This window comes from Acidimicrobiales bacterium (genome assembly GCA_034521975.1).
In the GTDB taxonomy this organism is placed as follows: Bacteria; Actinomycetota; Acidimicrobiia; order Acidimicrobiales; family SKKL01; genus SKKL01.
On sequence record JAXHLR010000003.1, the window covers coordinates 118664 to 136916 of the forward strand.

Consider the following 18253-nt stretch of genomic DNA (forward strand, 5'->3'; position numbering starts at 1 on the left):
GCCCGTGCCGGCGCTGATGGCGGCGCTCATCGCCGCCATGGGCGCGGTCCTGCTCTGGCAGTCGTTCTCCGACCAGCGGATGCGGCGCCTCATCACCGACACCCCCACCTCGAAGGCACGGGGCGTGTTCATCGGGTTCAACGAGGTGGTGGGCACCGCCACCGCCGACCGGCCCCTGCTCACCCGGTTCAGCCGGGAGCCGTGCGTGTTCCACGACTACGTCGAGCTCCAGGAGATCCGCCGCCGACGCAACGACTCGCAACGCAGCCGGCGCTCGTGGATCCGGGCCGGCTCCGACCGGCGAGCCGTGCTCTTCGAGGTCGCCGACGACACCGGAGCGGTGGGGGTCGACCCCAGCAGCGCCGAGATCATCGGCACCCGCATCGTCGACACCGTCTTCGAGGACACCCGCCGCATGATCGGCTACAGCGGACGCAGCCTCGGGGGCGAGGGCGCCACCGGCCGGTTCAAGCGGCGTGAGGACGCCATCCGCGTCGGCGACGAGGTCTACGTGCTCGGCCACGCCCACCTGGTCGACGACGGCACCCGGGCCGAGATCCGTGCCGAGCCGGGCTTCCCGCTCTACATCACCACCATGGGCGAGGCGGCACTGACCCGCCGGTTCGCCTGGCGCGGCGCCGCCATGGCCGTGCTGGCCGCGATCGCCGTCGGTTCCGGCGCGGTCGTGCTGGCCACCCCCGACCGGGTCGCCGACGCGATCCTTCCCGCCATCGCCGGGGTCGCCCTGGTGGGGGTGGCCAACACCGCCAACACCCTGCTGCTCGTCTACAACGGTCTCGTCCGGCTGCGCGAGCGCGAGTCGCGAGCCTGGAGCCTCATCGAGGTCCAGCTCAACCGCCGGGCCGAGCTCATCCCCCAGCTCGTCACCTGTGTGTCCACCTACGCCTCGCTCGAAGCCGACACCCAGCAGCGAATCGCCGGACTGCGCTCGGGCACCTGGACCGACACCGGCCACGAGCTCCCCGACGAGGCCGACATCGAACACGCCACCGAGACCGCCGCCCGCCAGACCGACACGGCACGATCACTGATCGGCCTCGCCGAGTCCTACCCCGACCTGAAGGCCGACGAGCTGTTCGCCCAGCTGTCCGACCAGCTCGTCGACAGCGAGAACCGCATCGCCCTCGCTCGGGGGTACTTCAACGACAGCGTGACCGCCCTGGCGGACCGGGCCCGCACCTTCCCCGCATCGATCGTCGCCAACCGGATGAACCTCGGCACCCGCCGCCACCTCACCTTCGGCGGTGACGAGCAGTAGGCCCGCCGGTACGCTCCCGGCCATGGACCTGCGCATCTTCACCGAACCACAGCAAGGCGCCACCTACGACCAGCTGCTGGCCGTCGCCAAAGCCACCGAGGACCACGGCTTCGACGCCTTCTTCCGATCCGACCACTACGTGAAGATGGGCAACGTGTCCGGACTGCCCGGTCCGACCGACGCCTGGGTGACCCTCGGCGGCCTCGCCCGCGAGACCAGCCGCATCCGCCTCGGCACCCTCGTCAGCGCCATGACGTTCCGCCTGCCGGGCCCCCTCGCCATCTCGGTCGCCCAGGTCGACCAGATGAGCGGTGGCCGGGTCGAGTTGGGTCTGGGCACCGGTTGGTACGACGCCGAGCACACCGCCTACGGCATCCCCTTCCCACCGTTGGGCGAGCGCTTCGAACGCCTCGACGAGCAGCTGGCGGCCATCACCGGCATGTGGGCCACCCCCGAGGGCGAGACCTTCACGATGGACGGCCGGCACTACACCTTCACCGACTCGCCCGCGCTGCCCAAGCCGGTGCAGTCGCCCCGCCCACCGGTCATCGTCGGCGGCGGCGGCCCGACCAGGACCCCCCGCCTGGCCGCCCGCTACGCCGACGAGTTCAACCTCCCGTTCTCACCCGTCGAGCGCTTCGCCGCCCAGCGCGACCGCGTCACCGCCGCCTGCGAGGCCATCGACCGCGACCCCGCCACCATGAGATGGTCGGTCGCCCAGGTCCTGTGCTGCGGCCAGACCGAGGCCGAGATCGAGCGCAGGGCGGCCCGGATCGGCCGCGAGGTCGGCGAGCTGCGCGAGAACGGCGCCGCCGGCACCCCCGACGAGGTGCTCGAGCGACTCCGCGTCTACGCCGACGCCGGTGCCGAACGGGTCTACCTGCAGGTGCTCGACCTCGACGACCTCGACCACCTGGCCCTCGTCGGTCGCGACGTGCTGCCCCAGGTCGCCGACTGGTAGCCCGCCCGCCGCCCGCCCCGGTTCAGGGCGAGCGGCGGATCAGGTCCCAGCGCTCGATCCGGGTCGCCAGCCCGGGTTCGAGCGGCGGCTCGCCCTCGACGGGCACATAGACCAACCGATCGTGGAGCCGGTCGAGGCGGCCCTGCCACAGCTCGACCTCGTGGGGCACCACCCGAAGCCCGCCCCACTGCGGCGGGCGGGGAACATCGAGCCCCGCGTACCGTTCGTGGACCTCGGCCAGCTGGTGCTCGAGCTGGGCCCGGTCGGCGATGGGCTGGCTCTGGGCCGATGCCCACGCCCCCAGCTGGGCGCCGCGGGGACGGGTGGCGAAGTAGGCGTCGGACTCGGCCGGGTCGACCTGTTCGACCAGTCCCTCGATGCGGACCTGGCGGGACAGCTCGACCCAGGTGATGGTGAGCGCCGCCCACGGGTTGGTCAGCGCCTCCCGTCCCTTTCGGCTGTCGTAGTTGGTGTAGATCACGAACCCACCGCCGGTGAGCCCCTTCAACAGCACCGTCCGCGCCGACGGTTGCCCGTGGGTGCTGGCGGTGGCGAACACCGCGGCGGTGGGTTCGGCGGTGCCCGACGCATACGCGTCCTCGAGCCAGCGGTCGACCTGCACCAGCGGATCGGGGTCGAGGTCGTCGACGTCGATGCCTTCGGTCTCGTACTCGCGGCGTTGAGTGGTCAGATCCATGGCCTACAGGTAGCCGTTCTCCTCGAGCCACTCGGCGGCCACCTCGTCGGCGTCGCGCAGCTCGATCTCGAACTGGCGGTTCAGCTCGGTGAGCTGCGCGGTGTCGAGGTCGGCCGACACCGAGTTCACCAGCGTGGCCATGTCGTCGCCGTAGGTGTCGACCAGCTCCTCGGTCAGCACCGGGATGATGTTGTCGGCGTTGATCAGACCCTCGTCGTCCTCGAGGACGACCCAGCCCTCCTCGGCGATCTGGGGGTTGGTCGAGAACAGGATGGCCACGTCGATCTCGCCGCCCGCGAGTGCCTCCACGGTGAGCGGACCGCCACCGTCGAGGGACACGAACCCGTCCTCGAGGTCGACGCCGTAGACGTCGCGCAGACCGGGGATGCAGAACGGGTTCTCGGGGCAGTCCGGGGGACCGCCGAGGACCAGATCCTCGGTGAGGTCGCTGACCGACGACAGATCGTGCTCCTCCGCGGTCTCCTGGGTGACCACGAACGAGTTGGAGTCGACCGCCGGTGACGCCTCGAGCGCGACGAGGCCCTCATCCTCGAGGTAGCCGCGCAACAGCTCTGCGGTCTCCTCGACGTCGCTGGTCGCCTCGCCCGCCCCCTCGTTGAGGAACTCGAGCGCCGACGCCGCGTACTCGGCGGTGAAGTTGATGTCACCGCTCTCGAACGATGCGAACACGATCTCGCGGAAGCCACCCAACGCCTGGTAGTCGACGGGGTAGCCCGCCGCATCCAGGGCCTGGCCGTAGACCTGGGCGAGGACCTCGCTCTCGGCGAAGTCCTGGGCGCCGAGCACGATCGTGGGCCCGTCGGGTACCTCGACGTCGTCGGCCGGACCCGCGTCGCCGTCGTCGTTGCCGCAGGCCGCCGCCACCAGGGCGAGCAGCCCGAGGAGCGCGATCAGCAGCCTCCAGGTTCTGTGGGTGGTGCGCATGTGTTGCCTTCCTTTCCGGCACCTCTGGCGCCGTGGGTGGATGTGGAGATCTACAGGGGCCCGAAGTTGGGCACCTCGTCGACCGGGATGGGTTCGGGATCGCCTCGACGCAGGCGTTGGCGGCGGGATCGGCCGCCACCCGACACCCGCACCCAGGGGGTGAGCACGCGTTCGGTGACGCTGAAGGCCACCTCGGTGGTGATGGCCAGCAGGGCCACCAGGAGCCCACCGGTGAGCATCCGGCCGTTGTCGAACCGGGCGAGGCCTTCGGTGATGAACGATCCCAACGACGAGAGACCCACCAGCGCCCCGAGGGTGGCGGTGGCGATGATCTGCACCGCCGAGACCCGCAGCCCGGTGATGATCAGCGGCGTCGCCAGGGGCAGCTCGACCTGGGCGAGGACCTGGCGACGGGCCAGCCCCATGCCCCGGGCGGCCTCGACCACTCCCGGGTCGGCCGAGCGGATGCCGGTGAAGGTGTTGGCGAAGATCGGGGGGATGCCCAGCAGCACCAGCGGTACCACGGTGGGCCAGAACCCCAGACCGAACCCGAACTGGATCGACAGCGGCAGGACCAGGGCGAGGATCCCGAAGCTGGGAAGCGCCCGGCCGAGGTTGACGATGCCGACCACCGCGCTGCCACCGCGCCGGAGGTGTCCGAACGCGACCGCCGGCGGACCCGCGACCAGCGCCGCCACCAGCAGCGACAGCGCCGAGATCTTCACGTGCACCCAGGTGCGGTTGGCGATGCCGTGCTCGCCCCACCAGTTGTCGTCGGTCGTGAGGAACGACCACAGCTCGCCGAGGGCCTCCATCAGCGGACCCCCCGCCGCGCCCACGGGGTCAGCATCCGCTCGACGAGGATCAACACCAGGTCGATGCTGACGGCCAGGACCACCGACAGGGTGATGCCCAGCATGACCGGGGTGGGGAACGTGCGGCGCAGACCATCGAGGATGAACACGCCGTAGCCCCCCTCGCCGATGAGCGCGGTGATGGTGACGAGCCCGACCACGGTGACCATCGCGATGCGGACCCCGGCGATGATCGTCGGCGTGGCCAGCCGCAGGTCGACCGCGAAGAACCGACGCAGCGCGCCATAGCCCATGCCGTCGGCCGCCTCCTTCACCGCCGCGGGCACCCCATCGACCCCCGCCACGATGTTGCGGATGAGGATGAGCAGCGTGTAGCTCACCAGCGCCACCTGGGCGGGGACGAACCCGAGCCCGAACAGCGGCACCAGGAAGGCGAACAGCGCCAGGCTGGGGATCGTGTAGAGGAACCCGGTGACCCACGCGATCGGCGCGTAGGTGCGACGCCAGCGCAACGCCACCGCCGACAGCACCACCGAGATCAGGAACCCGACCCCCACCGCGAACACCGTCAACCACAGGTGCGACACCGTGGCATCCCAGATCTCGTCGTAGCGCCGGCTGATCCAGTCCCACGACACGAGCTGGTCGCGGAGCTCGGCCTGGGCCACCACCGCGGCGGTCACCGGACTCCCTCGCTGAGCTGGTCGATGGTGATCATGCCCAGATAGCGATCGGTGTCGTCGACCACCACCGCCACCCGCGTCCGGGAGGTCACGATCCCCTCCAGCACCTGGCGCAACGGCGTCGACGGCCCCACCTGGGCGTTGAAGCTCTGCAACGGGGCATCGCCGACGGTGCCCACGTGATCGAGATCGTGGCTCCACACCCACCCGAGCAGGTGGTCGCCGCTGGTCACCCCCACCCAATCGACCGCGCCGGCGGACATGACCGCCAGCGCCTGCGACGGCGGGGCAGCGGCATCGACCATCAGACCAGGAGCGACGTCGATGTCGGCCACCGTCATCAGCGCCAGGCGCTTGAGACCCCGCTCGTTGCCGAGGAACGACTCGACGAACGCCGACGCCGGCTTGGCCAGCAGCTCGTCGGGAGCACCGGCCTGGGCCACGACCCCGCCAGTTTCGAAGATGACGACCTCGTCGCCCAGCTTGATGGCCTCGTCGATGTCGTGGGTGACCAACACGATCGTCTTGTGCACCCGCTGTTGCAGCAACAGCAGCTCGTCCTGCAACCGGGCCCGCACGATGGGATCGACCGCGCTGTAGGGCTCGTCCATCAACAGGATCGGTGGGTCGGCCGCCAGGGCCCTGGCCACCCCGACCCGCTGCTGCTGGCCGCCCGACAGCTCGGCCGGGTACCGGCGCAGCATCTCCGGGTCGAGGCCCACCAGATCGACCAGCTCGTCGACCCGGTCGCTGACCCGCTGGCGGTCCCATCTCAGCAGGCGGGGAACGGTGGCGATGTTGTCGGCGACGGTCTTGTGGGGGAACAGGCCGATCTGTTGAATGACGTAGCCGATCTGGCGCCGCAACTGTGGCCGCTTCATCGAACCGATCTCGGTGCCGAGCACGTGGATCTCACCGGCGCTGGGCTCGATCAGCCGGTTGATCATCTTCAACGTCGTGGTCTTGCCGCACCCCGACGGGCCGACGAACACACAGAGCTGGCCCTCGGCGATGTCGAGGTCGAGGTCGGTGACCGCGGGCGCGGCCGCGTTGGGGAACCGCTTCTCGACCCCCACCAGACGGATCGCCGACGTCCTGTCGTTCCCTGCGACAGGTCTGGTCGTCACCTCAACGACCCGAAGACGCTCGTGTCGGTCGGTCGACTCGCCTGGCCTGTGAGCTCACGATGCCTCCCCACGTCCTCGACGTGGCCCCGGTGGCGTGACGCGCCTCGTGGCGCTGGGTAACGACACCCGAGGGTAGCCACCGGGGCGGCAATAACAAACCGCGGGCCGGTTTCGGCCTCAGCGGGCCCCGATGACCTCGGCGCCCCCCATGTAGGGCCGCAGCACCTCGGGAACGGCGATGCTGGCGTCGGGACGGCGGTGGGTCTCGACCAGCGCGGCCCAGGTGCGGGGCCACCCCATGGCCGAGCCGTTGACCGTGTGGGCCACCAAGGGCGCTCCGCCGTCGGTTGGCCGGTAGCGGGTGTTCGCCCGGCGCGCCTGGTAGTCGGCGAACCACGACACCGACGACACCTCGAGCCACAGGTCGCAGCCGGGAGCGTAGGCCTCGAGGTCCCAGGTGCGCGCCGCCGAGCCTCCGAGGTCGCCGGCGCACAGGTCGACGACCCGGTAAGCCAGGCCCAGGTCGGTCAGGATCGACTCGCTGCGGGCCAGCACATCCTCCTGGCAGGCCTTGCCCTGCTCCTCGCCCGCGGCGTAGGCCAACAACTCGACCTTGTCGAACTCGTGCGAGCGCAGCAGGCCCCGCGTGTCGCGACCAGCCGAGCCGGCCTCACGGCGGAAGCAGGAGGTGTAGGCCATGAACCGCATCGGAAGCTCGGCCTCGTCGAGGATCTCGTCGCGACCGAGACTGGTGAGGGGCACCTCGGCGGTGGGAATGGCCCACAGGTCGTCACGTTCGATGTGGTAGGCGTCGTCGGCGAACTTGGGCAGGTGACCGGTGGAGACCATGGTGTCGGTGCGAACCAGGGTCGGTGGCCGGATCTCCTCGTACGCGTCGCTGTTGCGGTCGAGCGACAGCTGCACCAGCGCACGGAGCAGGCGCGCCCCTTGGCCGCGGTACATGGAGAACATCGCCCCGGAGATGCGGGTGGCCCGGTCGGGGTCGAGCAGACCCAGCTCTTCACCGATGTCCCAGTGCGGCACCCGCTGGTGCTCTCCATAGGCGTCGGGGTCGTAGCCCTCGGTGCGCAGGATGACGTTGTCGTCCTCGCTTGCGCCGTCGGGCGCCTCGGGACTCGGCAGGTTGGGGATCCGCAGGAGCCGGTCGCGGATGACCGCGTCGAGCTCGCTCACCTCGGCATCGAGCACCTTCTCGCGCTCGCCCGCGGCCTTGCTCTGCTCCTTGAGCGCCTCCGCCTCCTCGGTGCGGCCGTCGCGGAACATCGCGCCGACCTCCTTGGACAGCGAGTTGACCTCGGCCCGCAGGTCGTCGCGCTCGGCGGTCATGGTCCGCCTCCGTGCATCCACCTCGAGCAGCTCGTCGATCGACGACGTGTCCTCGCCCCGGCGAGCCAGCGCGGCCTTGGTGGCCTCGGGTTCGGTGCGGATCTGGCGAATGTCGAGCATCCGGCAACGGTAGCGTCCGAGCCCCAGCGTCTCTGCCCTCCCCACCCCGCCCACACGAACTGTGAACGCTTTCGCACCGATGCGGTTGGAAAGTCTTCACAGTTCCGGGCGGGGGCAAGCAGGTTCGGGCGCGTGGGAGCGGGCGGAGGCGGGCGCTGGGGTGAGGGAGCGGTGGCCCACTAGGTTCGGCGCCTGTGACTGGTGCTGCGATCGAGGTCGACGACCTGGTGATCCGCTACGGCGAGCTGGTCGCGGTCGACCACGTGTCCTTCGACGCCCCCACCGGTGCGGTCACCGCCGTGCTCGGGCCCAACGGGGCAGGCAAGACCTCGACCATCGAGACGCTCGAGGGCTACCGGCGTCCCGACGGGGGCCGTGCCCGGGTGCTGGGGCTCGACCCGATCGCCGACCACCGGGCCCTGGTCGCCCGAGTCGGGGTCATGCTCCAGTCCGGCGGCGTCTACCGGGCGATCCGGGTGGCCGAGGCGGTCCGGCTGTTCGCCGCCTACTACGACGCTCCACTCGACCCCGACGATCTGATCGCCCGGGTGGGTCTGGCCGACCGTCGCCGAGCGCCGTGGCGAACGCTGTCGGGAGGCGAGCAGCAACGCCTCTCACTGGCCCTCGCCCTCGTCGGCCGGCCGGACCTGGTGTTCCTCGACGAACCCACCGCCGGACTCGATGTCTCCGGCCGTCGCCTGGTGCACGACCTCGTCCGCGAGCTGCGAAGCAGCGGGGTCACGGTCCTGCTCACCACCCACGACCTGGGCGAAGCCGAGGCACTGGCCGACCACCTCGTCATCATCGACCACGGACGGGTGGTCGCCGACGGCACCCCCGTCGAGCTGACCGACGCCGGTGGCCCACCCGAGCTCCGCTTCGGTGCCGCACCCGGCCTCGACACCGCGACCCTGGCCGGCCACCTCGGTGCCGCGGTCCACGAACCGACACCAGGCGAGTACCTGGTCGAGCACCCGGGCGATCCGACCACCGTCGCCCGTCTCACCGCGTGGCTGGCCGAGCGCGACCTGCCGCTGGCCGACCTGCGGGCGGGACGGCAGCGACTCGAGGACGTGTTCGTCCGCCTCACCGACGACACCGCAACACCCGGCGCCGGGGATCAGCCGTGAAGGCCCTCGCCGCCCAGACCCGGATCGAGCTGGCCCTCACCCTGCGCAACGGCGAACAGCTCCTGCTCACCCTCGCCATCCCGGTGCTCATCCTCGCCTTCTTCTCGCTGGTCGAGGTCCTGCCCGTCCCCGCGGGCACCGACGAGCCGATCGACTTCCTCGCCCCCGGGGTGCTCGCCCTCGCCGTGCTGTCCACCGCGTTCACCAGCCTCGCGATCGCCACCGGGTTCGACCGCCAGTACGGGGTGCTCAAGCGCCTCGGCGCCACCCCGCTGGGACGTCCCCGACTCCTCGCCGCCAAGACCACCGCCGTGCTGGCGGTGATGGCGATCCAGTTCGTGGCACTGGTGGGTGTGGCGGTGGCGCTCGGTTGGCGACCCGACGCCGACCCCGTCGCGCTGCTCGGAGGGCTGGGACTGGCCACCATCGCCTTCGCCGGGCTCGGTCTGGCGATGGCCGGCACCCTTCCCGGCCTGGTCACCCTCGCCGCCGCCAACGGGGTCTACGTGGTGCTGTTGCTCTTCGGCGATCTGGTGATCCCGCTCGAGTCGCTTCCCGATCCACTCGCGGCCACGGCCGCGCTGTTGCCCACCGCCGCCCTGGCCGAACTGCTGAGGGCAGGGTTCGACACCGGGACGGCTGCGAGCGCCTCGGCGTGGGTGGTGCTGGCGGTGTGGGCCGTCGTGGCGCCCGCCGCCGCCGCCCGCTGGTTCCGCTGGGAGTGAGCCGTCGGGCTCAGGCCCTCAGACGAAGAAGTGGAACGTGAGCAGGGTCACGACATAGACCGCGACCGCGAACACGATCCCGGACACGAACATCCAGCTGAACATGCGGGTGTCGAACTTGAGGTGCATGAAGAACGCGGCCACGTACCAGAACTTGACCACCATCAGCACGAGGAGGATCGGGATGACCGCCGAGCCGAGCGCGTCCTCGGCCGGATAGGTGGCGATCTCGGCCGCGGTCAGGATGGCCAGGATGATGGCGATCTTGACGTAGGTCTTGTCGGAGGGATGGTCGTGTCCCTCGTGCTCGGTGTCGTGGACCTCGTCCGGTGCGGGGGCGTCGACGGCAGACATCGGGGCTCCTAAGGGATGAGGTAGACGATCGTGAAGATGAGGATCCACACGATGTCGACGAAGTGCCAGTACAGGCCGACGATCTCGACGGCCTCGGCTCGTGAGGACGCGAGGCGACCGCGGATGGAGAGCACGAACAGCGACAGCAACATGACGATGCCGACGGTGACGTGCACACCGTGGAACCCGGTGAGGGTGTAGAAGGCCGAGCTGAAGATGCTGGTGGTGAAGCCGAGACCCTCGCGGTAGAAGGCGGTGAACTCATAGACCTGACCGGCGATGAAGGTCGACCCGAGCAGTGCCGTGGTGAGCACCCAGGTCCGAAACGCCCGGTGGTCGGCCCGCTGGATGGCCGACAGGGCCAGCACCATGGTGAGCGAGCTCATCAACAGCACGAACGAGCTGATCGAGGTGAACGGGATGTCGAACACGCCGTTCTCGCCCCGCCCGGTGATGCCGCCCTCGGGGACCCGATCCTTGTAGAGCAGGTAGGTGGAGATCAGCCCGCCGAAGAGCATGCACTCGGAGCCGAGGAACACCCACATCGCCAACTTGTTGTTGGAGATGCCGGTGGTGGTGGCGTGCTCGCCCATGTGGTGATCGGGGTCGTAGCCCGCCTCGGGGGCGGTGAGGGTCGTATCAGCCAACGGGGGCCTCCTCGGACTCAGTGGCCTCGTCGCTGGTGGCGTCGTCGGCCTCCTCGGTGTCGTCCTCGGCGCCGTCGGTGCCGGCCTGGTCGGATGCCTCGGCAGCGGTGGGCTCGTCGTCGTCGTGATCGTCGTCGGGGCCGTGGGGCTGGTCGATGTCGTCGGGCGGTTCGATGACCCAGCCGTAGAGACCGACCAGGAGGATGATCACACCCACCAGGGTGAGCCACAGCGTGTAGAGGAGGCCGTAGCCGATGATCGGGAACGACACGGTGACGACCAGCGGCCAGTACGACGGCGACGGCAGGTGCACCCCGGTGCCGTCACCGGACTGGGCGACCTCCTCACCGGTGGCGACCCGGCGGACCCGACCGTCGTCGTCCTCGGCGTACTTGCGGTGCCAGAACTCGTCGAGCTGGGTCACGGTGGGGACCTCGTCGAAGTTGTGCTCGGGGGTGGGCGACGGCACCATCCACTCGATGGTGCGCGAATCCCACGGATCGGGCCCGACCGGCGGCAGGCTCGACGCCTTCTTCTTGCTGTAGAAGACGTTGATCACAAAGCTCAGCACCGACAGGGCGATGATGAACGCACCGATGGTGGCGACCATGTTCCAGAAGCTGAACCCGTAGCCGCTGTCGTAGGTATACACCCGGCGGCTCATGCCCTGCAGGCCCAGGATGTGCATCGGACCGAACGTGACGTTGAAGCCGATGAGCAGGGTCCAGAAGTTGAACTTGCCCCACGCCTCGCTGAGCCGGTAGCCGAACACCTTGGGCCACCAGTAGTAGAAGCCGCCCATGAACCCGAAGAAGGCGCCGCCGAAGAGCACGTAGTGGAAGTGGGCGACGATGTAGTAGGTGTCGGTCTGCTGGGTGTCGGCGGGGGCGACCGCGTGGGTGACACCCGAGAGGCCACCGATGGTGAACATGGTGACCAGGCCGATGGCGAACAGCATGGGGGTGTCGAAGCGCAGCTTTCCGCCCCACATGGTGGCGGTCCAGTTGAGGATCTTCACGCCCGTCGGCACAGCGATGAACATGGTGGACAGCGAGAAGGCGGCGACCGACAGCGGGCCGATACCGGCGGAGAACATGTGGTGGGCCCACACGCCGAAGCCCATGAACCCGATGGCGATGCCCGAGAACACGATGAACGGATAGCCGAAGATCGGCTTGCGGGAGAACACCGGCAGGATCTCGGACACGATGCCGAACGCGGGGAGGATCATCAGGTAGACCTCGGGATGCCCGAAGATCCAGAACAGGTGCTGCCACAGCAACGGATCGGCGCCGGCCTCGACGTTGAAGAAGTTGGCGTCGTAGAGCCGATCCATGGCCAACAGCACCTGGGCCACGGTGAGCACCGGGATGGCGAACAGCAACAGGAACTGGGTGACCAGCGCCATCCACGTGAAGATCGGCATCTTCATCAACGACATGCCCGGCGCCCGCATGTTGATCACGGTGGTGATGAGGTTGACCGCACCGGCCAGCGACGCGAAGCCGGCGATGATGAGCCCGAGGTTCCAGAAGTCGATCCCGTTGGTGGGCGAGAAGATCACGCCGGAGTTGGGGGCGTAGTTGAACCAGCCTCCGTCGGGAGCCCCCCCGAGGAACCACGAGGTGTTCAAGAAGATGCCGCCCATCAGGAACGACCAGAAGCTGAAGGCGTTGATGCGGGGGAACGCGACGTCGCGGGCGCCGATCTGCAACGGGATGAGGTAGTTGGCGAACGCCGCGCCGATGGGCATCACCGTGAGGAAGATCATGGTGGTGCCGTGCATGGTGAACAGCTGGTTGTAGGCGTCAGCCGACAGGAACGTGCCGTTGGGCGCCGCGAGCTGGATCCGGATGAGCAGCGCCTCGATGCCGCCGACGATCAGGAAGAACAGCGCTGCCGCGCCGTACATGATGCCGATCTTCTTGTGGTCGACCGTGGTCAGCCAGCTTCGCCAGCCGGTGGTGGTCGTGGGACGGCGGAACACGCCGAGGACCGGCTCGGGCCGGACCTGACCACCGGAAGGCAGCGCCAGGGGTCGTTCCTCGGTGATGGCCATGCAGACTCCGTCAGTCGTTGCGCGGACCGGTCCAGACCGGTCCGTCGGGGGAGGTGGACAGCAGGTAGTCGACGAGATCGTCGATCTGGGGCTCGGTGAGGCCCAGGTTCGGCATGCCGCGGTTGTCGCCCGGCGCCATGGCCTTCTCGGCTGGAGGGTTGCGCAGCCATGCCTCGAGCTGGCCACGGTTCACGGTCATGTCGTCGTTGTAGAGCTCGAAGATGCCCCCGGCGTAGGCCCGCCGCGAGGCGAAGTGGGTGAGGTCGGGGGCGACCCCGGCCACCAGCGGGTGATCGTCCTCGGACGGCTGGGCGTCCTCGGGAAGTCCCGCGTTCCGATGACAGCTCGAGCACAGCTGGGCGAACAGATCACGGCCCCGCGCTTCGCTCGCGGTCTGGGGCTCGGGAGCGGGTTGCATCTGGGACTGGACCCACTCGTCGTACTGGTCGGGAGGCAGGGCGACGACCCGCATGCGCATCTCGGCGTGGCTCAACCCGCAGAACTCGGTGCACTGGCCCCAGTAGTATCCCGGTTCGTCGGCCTCGATGCTCCAGGTGTGGGTCCGGCCGGGGACCGCGTCGCGCTTGCCGTTGAGGCGTGGGATCCAGAAGCTGTGGACCACGTCGTTGGAGGTGATGGACAGGTCGATCTGGCGACCGGCCGGCACGACCATCTCGGTGGCGGTGACGATGTCGGGCTCACCGTCCTCGTCGATGTCGTAGTTGAACTGCCACCACCACTGGTTGCCGACGACCTCGACGGGCACGGCGTCGGCGTCGCGCTCCTCGAGGTCGAAGATGGTGAGGACGGTGAGCACCGCGATCGGGGCGAGGATGACAGCGGGCAGGACGGTCCAGCCGACCTCGAGGCGGGTGTTGCCGTGCACCTGGGGCGGGAGCCCGTCGGGGTCGTCGTCGTTCTTGCGCTGCCGGAACTTCCACATGATGACCACGATGGCGCCCTCGACCAGGACGAACACGACCGCGGCCACGAGGAACACCGGGAGGACGAGGTCCATGATGGTGCGGGCTTCGGGCCCCTCGGGTGCGAAGGTGTCGAGCGGCGCGTTCGAGGCACAGCCGGCCAGCACCAGCACGAGTCCGGCGAGTCCGAGCACGAACCATGGCGACCGCCGGGAACGGGCAGTGGTATCAGCGCTGCGCAGGCTCATTCCTCGGTGTCTCCAGCGGTGGTGTCGTCGTCAGCGGGGTCGGTCTCGGCGTCGTCGGTCTCGGTGTCGTCGGTCTCGGTGACGTGCCCATTCTCGCCCTCGGAGCCGAGATCGTGAAATTCTCGCTCCCCGGCCGCCAGACCGGCGATGCCGCCACCGATGAGCAGCAGCCCTCCCACCAGCAGCGCCCCGGTGACCAGCGAACGGTCGAGGCTCGGGCGGGTGGCCACGAACGCGGCGACCGCCAGGATGACCACCGCCGAGGCGCCGAAGACGCCGACGGCACCCCACTTGGAGACCGACAGCAGCAGCCGCGAAGCAAAGAACACGAAGAGGAACACCCCGAACACCGAAGCGGCGGGGGTCTCGATCGGCGCCATGAGCCGGTTGCGCAACGCCCGGTTGGCGTCGGGGTCACCGGTGGCCCGATCCGACCAGGCGCCGACGGTCCACTCGATGGCGGCTGCGGCCAGCAACACGATGCCGATGCCGGCCAGCACGAGGTCGACCACCAGGCCGACCAGCAGCGTGGCCACACCGAACGCGGCGACGATCGGCCAGGGTGACAGGTGGGCGGGCGGCACGACCTCGGGCAGGGTCTCGGTTCCGGCCACCTCGGCCACCGCTTCGGCGTCGGCGTCGCGGAACGCCACGATCACGATCGCGAGGAAGAACGAGATGGCGGCGAGACCGACCAGAACGGTGTAGCCGAACTGGTCGCCCACCGGGCCGGACCACGCGAAGCTGATGACCCCCAGCGGCGTACCCCCGCTGGCGAGCCCGAGCACGAAGGCGGCGACGACGGCGGCGGCGGCGAGTCCGAAGTAGAGCTTGGCTCCGAGTGTGATCATCGTGTGCCTTACTTGATCTGGTAGATGGCGGTCCAGACGACCGCATAGGCGACGACGGCGGCGTGCCAGAACAGCGATGCGGCGACCAGACCCTCGCTGTCGCGAGACGAGTAGCCGCCGGCCATGGCCCGCACCGCCATGAGGGCCAGGAAGACCATGGCCACCACCAACATGAGGATCTGAGCCCCGGTGATGGCGTAGATGAGCACCGCTTGCACCGCGAGGTCGCCCGCGATCTCCCATCCCATCTGGCCGTACAGGAACGCCGCCTGGTTCAAGAACGCGGCGGAGAGCATGAGGGTGAGGCCGAGGGCCAGCCAGGTGTTGGCGCGATCGTCGCGGCTGATGGCCCACACCGCCCAGTGCACGGTGATCGAGGTCATGACCAGGGTGACGAACATGACCGACGCCGGCGCGAGCGGGATGGTGCCGGCACCGCCGGGAACCCAGTCGCCGCCACCGGCGATGGTGTCGCTGCGCATGGTGAAGTACACGGCGAACAGGCCGACGAACATCGCCGCGATGGCGGCGATGGACAGTGCGGTGCCGATGAGCACCACCCGGGGGCGGGCCCTCGGCGCCTCTGGCAGGTCGGCCGGAACGATGTCGGTGACGAAGGCGGTCATGGCGACGCATCCTCCTCGGCGGCTTCGGTGAACAGGGGACGCTCGTCCTCCACGACCGGTGCCTCGGCGAAGTTGCCGATCGGCGGGGGCGAGGTGGTGGCCCACTCGAGGGTGTGGCCGCCCCACGGGTCGTCGGGGGTGTCGGCACTCCCGCGGCCCCGCAGCATCGCCGCGGTCAGCGCGAGCACGGCGAGCAGGACGACGACCGTGCCGGCGGCGGCCGCCGAGTTGAGCGCGGTGATCGGATCGTCGACCTCACCGGGGGGCACCACGTCGAGCTGGTCGAGCGCGCCGGCGACCATCAGCGGGACCGTGGACACGAACGCCCCGATGAACAGCAACGGGCCGAGGAGCTTGGCCGCTCCATCGGTGAGCACCCGCCCGTAGAGCTTGGGAGCCCAGTACCAGACACCGGAGAACACCGCCAGGGCGACGGCGAAGACGGTGAGCTGCATCTGGCCCACCTGCCAGGTGGTTCCGAAGAGCTCGAGGGGTTCGATCACCGCCAGGGCCCCGGCGACGGTGGCGCCGAGCAGCACGAGCCCGGCGCACAGCGCCATGATCAGCGAACCCGCGGGGCGGGCCTTGCCCTGCTGCATCGTGTCGCCGCCGAGGGCCAGCACCATCAGCACCGGCAGGATCGCCAGGATCCCGAACCCGACATAGAGCGGCTCGTCGAAGAGGTCGGTGGGCAACAGCATCGGCTGGGCCCACGCACCGATCGACAGCACCCCGAACAGGCCGAGGGCGACGAAGAGCACGTCGATGAAACGCTGCCGGGCCTGGGCGAACACCGGGATCTGTTCGGCGGCGATGCCCAGCACCGGGATGGCCACGGCATAGATCTGGGGCTGGCTCATCACCCAGCTGAGCTGGCCGAGGATGGCGTCGTTGGCGCCCCACAGCACCTGGGCGTGACGATGGTCGAGGTAGATGAGGGCCAGGTTGGCGACCGCCACCGGCAGGGTGAGCAGCCAGATCGAGCCGGCAACCAGCATCGAGAACGTGAACGCGGGTACCCGGCGCAGCGTCATGCCGGTGGTGCGCAGGCCGAGGATGGTGGTGAGCACACAGATCGTGGCCAGCAGCAGCGAGACGATGAGCAGGCCGGTGGCCAGGATCCACAGGTCGGTGCCCGCCAGATCGGAACCGCCGGGCCCTCCGCCGACGAGATAGCCGGCGATCCACAACCCGGCGCCGAGCACCCATCCCCACAGCGAGAGCGCGGCGGCCCGGCCGAAGGCGAGGGTGGACGCACCCACCTGGAGGGGGACGACCACCATGGCCAGACCCAACAGGGCGGGCAGGGCGAACAAGAGCAGCAGGCCCAACCGGTGAAAGCCCATGACCTGGGCGACCGAGTTGGCGGTGACGATCTCGAACGAGGTGGCCGAGATGCGTTCGAGGTCGATCACCAGGCCGGTGACGAGGGTGGCGACCAGCCCGAGGAGCGACACCCCGAGAAACATCCGGCCGATGCGCTTGTGATCACCGGTGGCGACGACCGACGCCAGGTCGCTGTCGGGGCGTGCCTGGCCTGCTGCGGCCTCGGTCGCCTCGGCCTCTGGTGCGGTCTCGGTGATCGTCATTGATGCGCGTGCCTCGACGGGGTGAGCGGTGCTCCACCGGCCACGCGGCTCGCAGGACCGACCCGCGACCCCCGCGACGAACAGAGCACCTCGTCAGAGTGGGAACAACTACGGAGCCGGACATTACACAGGACCGCTCCCCCGCTTCGAACTGACACCCCGCGAACCGCTCCGATCACGTGGGGACCACCACGAAGACGTCGAGGGTCATGGCGCCGAACAGCAACATGACATAGGTGATCGACCAGCCGAAGAGCCGCATGGCGTTGCGGGTGTCGGGCCGGCGGTACAGCTCGACGGCGAACCAGGTGAAGGCCCCGCCGAGCACCACGGCGCTGCCTCCGTAGATCAAGCCCATGTCCGCCACCGGCCAGAACAGCAACGTGAGCGCCCAGAGCACCAGGGTGTAGCCGATGATGCGGATCGAGGTGGTCCGCAGGCTGGCCACCGACGGCAGCATGGGAACGTTGGCCGCGCTGTAGTCGTCCTTGTACTTGACCGCCAGGGCCCAGAAGTGAGGAGGGGTCCAGTAGAAGATGACGGCGAAGAGCACCACCGGGGGCCAGTCGAGCGAGTTGGTGACCGCCGACCAACCGACCAGGACCGGCACCGCGCCCGCCGCGCCACCGATGACGATGTTGCGCTCGGAGCTGCGCTTGAGCCACAGCGTGTACACGAAGACATAGAACAGGCAGGCACTGACCGCGAGCACGGCGCTCAGCAGGTTCACGAGCGCCCACAGCCACACGAACGCCACGATCTCGATGCCCACGGCGAACACGAGGGCGCTGCGGGGAGCGATGATGCCGGTGACGAGCGGACGGTTCTTGGTCCGCTCCATGACCGCATCGATGTCGCGATCGACGTACATGTTGATGGCGTTCGCCCCACCCGCGGCCAGGGTGCCGCCGACGACGGTGGCGACGACGAGCCACAGCGACGGCAGACCGCGCTGGGCGACCACCATCGTCGGGACCGTGGTCACGAGCAGCAGCTCGATGATCCTGGGCTTGGTGAGCGCCACGTAGGCAGCGAGCCGTGCGCGGAGCGATGGGGACGCGGTCCGGAGCACCACCGCAGGCTACGGCGGCGCCTCTCCCGGGGCCAAGCCGGCCTGGCTCACCGGG

At 69.4% G+C, this 18253-nt stretch carries 18 protein-coding genes; 4 read left to right on the forward strand and 14 right to left on the reverse strand.

The window, feature by feature from the left end; genetic code table 11:
• Positions 1-4 precede the first annotated feature (4 nt).
• A complete protein-coding gene (locus U5K29_02750) occupies positions 5-1279 on the forward strand; it encodes a LemA family protein (GenBank protein MDZ7677454.1) in 1275 nt (424 codons plus the stop codon).
• 22 nt (positions 1280-1301) lie between these two features.
• The gene (locus U5K29_02755; protein ID MDZ7677455.1) at positions 1302-2240 is read left to right on the forward strand and encodes an LLM class F420-dependent oxidoreductase; all 939 of its coding nucleotides are present in this window, start codon (positions 1302-1304) and stop codon (positions 2238-2240) included.
• Between the two features lie 22 nt (positions 2241-2262).
• Here the strand turns inward: U5K29_02755 and pdxH are convergent, their stop codons facing one another.
• From pdxH to serS, 6 genes are all read right to left on the reverse strand, one after another.
• Positions 2263-2937, reverse strand: a complete 675-nt coding sequence (gene pdxH, locus U5K29_02760; GenBank protein MDZ7677456.1) for a pyridoxamine 5'-phosphate oxidase — start codon at positions 2935-2937, stop codon at positions 2263-2265.
• Between the two features lie 3 nt (positions 2938-2940).
• Positions 2941-3882: an ABC transporter substrate-binding protein gene (locus U5K29_02765; GenBank protein MDZ7677457.1), complete on the reverse strand. Its 942-nt coding sequence runs from the start codon at positions 3880-3882 to the stop codon at positions 2941-2943.
• Positions 3883-3932: 50 nt separating this feature from the next.
• Entirely contained in the window at positions 3933-4721 is a 789-nt protein-coding gene (locus tag U5K29_02770) for an ABC transporter permease (protein MDZ7677458.1), read from the reverse strand.
• The gene (locus U5K29_02775) at positions 4697-5380 is read right to left on the reverse strand and encodes an ABC transporter permease (GenBank protein MDZ7677459.1); all 684 of its coding nucleotides are present in this window, start codon (positions 5378-5380) and stop codon (positions 4697-4699) included. Before U5K29_02775 ends, U5K29_02770 begins: the two co-directional genes overlap by 25 nt.
• Positions 5377-6507, reverse strand: coding sequence for an ABC transporter ATP-binding protein (locus U5K29_02780; GenBank protein MDZ7677460.1), 1131 nt, complete (start codon positions 6505-6507; stop codon positions 5377-5379). The genes U5K29_02775 and U5K29_02780 overlap by 4 nt, the downstream gene beginning before the upstream one ends.
• Positions 6508-6684: 177 nt before the next feature.
• On the reverse strand, positions 6685-7974 hold the full coding sequence (gene serS / locus U5K29_02785; protein MDZ7677461.1) for a serine--tRNA ligase: 1290 nt from the start codon (positions 7972-7974) through the stop codon (positions 6685-6687).
• A 194-nt stretch (positions 7975-8168) separates the two neighbouring features.
• On the opposite strand from serS, the gene U5K29_02790 reads away from it, so the two are divergent.
• Both U5K29_02790 and U5K29_02795 read left to right on the forward strand, forming a co-directional pair.
• Positions 8169-9104, forward strand: coding sequence for an ABC transporter ATP-binding protein (locus tag U5K29_02790; protein ID MDZ7677462.1), 936 nt, complete (start codon positions 8169-8171; stop codon positions 9102-9104).
• Entirely contained in the window at positions 9101-9829 is a 729-nt protein-coding gene (locus tag U5K29_02795) for an ABC transporter permease (protein ID MDZ7677463.1), read from the forward strand. Before U5K29_02790 ends, U5K29_02795 begins: the two co-directional genes overlap by 4 nt.
• An 18-nt stretch (positions 9830-9847) precedes the next feature.
• On the opposite strand, the gene U5K29_02800 is transcribed toward U5K29_02795, so the two are convergent.
• From U5K29_02800 to U5K29_02835, 8 genes are all read right to left on the reverse strand, one after another.
• Positions 9848-10183, reverse strand: a complete 336-nt coding sequence (locus U5K29_02800) for a cytochrome C oxidase subunit IV family protein (GenBank protein ID MDZ7677464.1) — start codon at positions 10181-10183, stop codon at positions 9848-9850.
• Between the two features lie 8 nt (positions 10184-10191).
• A complete protein-coding gene (locus U5K29_02805) occupies positions 10192-10830 on the reverse strand; it encodes a heme-copper oxidase subunit III (GenBank protein ID MDZ7677465.1) in 639 nt (212 codons plus the stop codon).
• The gene (gene ctaD / locus U5K29_02810) at positions 10823-12889 is read right to left on the reverse strand and encodes a cytochrome c oxidase subunit I (GenBank protein MDZ7677466.1); all 2067 of its coding nucleotides are present in this window, start codon (positions 12887-12889) and stop codon (positions 10823-10825) included. Before ctaD ends, U5K29_02805 begins: the two co-directional genes overlap by 8 nt.
• A 10-nt stretch (positions 12890-12899) precedes the next feature.
• The gene (gene coxB / locus U5K29_02815) at positions 12900-14060 is read right to left on the reverse strand and encodes a cytochrome c oxidase subunit II (GenBank protein MDZ7677467.1); all 1161 of its coding nucleotides are present in this window, start codon (positions 14058-14060) and stop codon (positions 12900-12902) included.
• Positions 14057-14911 carry a hypothetical protein gene (locus U5K29_02820; protein ID MDZ7677468.1) on the reverse strand — a complete coding sequence of 285 codons (855 nt, stop codon included), beginning with the start codon at positions 14909-14911 and terminating at the stop codon, positions 14057-14059. The genes coxB and U5K29_02820 overlap by 4 nt, the downstream gene beginning before the upstream one ends.
• 8 nt (positions 14912-14919) lie before the next feature.
• Positions 14920-15537: a cytochrome c oxidase subunit 3 gene (locus U5K29_02825; GenBank protein ID MDZ7677469.1), complete on the reverse strand. Its 618-nt coding sequence runs from the start codon at positions 15535-15537 to the stop codon at positions 14920-14922.
• Positions 15534-17126, reverse strand: a complete 1593-nt coding sequence (locus U5K29_02830; protein ID MDZ7677470.1) for a cbb3-type cytochrome c oxidase subunit I — start codon at positions 17124-17126, stop codon at positions 15534-15536. Before U5K29_02830 ends, U5K29_02825 begins: the two co-directional genes overlap by 4 nt.
• Positions 17127-17301: 175 nt before the next feature.
• Complete coding sequence (locus U5K29_02835) at positions 17302-18198, reverse strand: heme o synthase (protein MDZ7677471.1); 897 nt, start codon at positions 18196-18198, stop codon at positions 17302-17304.
• Positions 18199-18253: the final 55 nt, after the last annotated feature.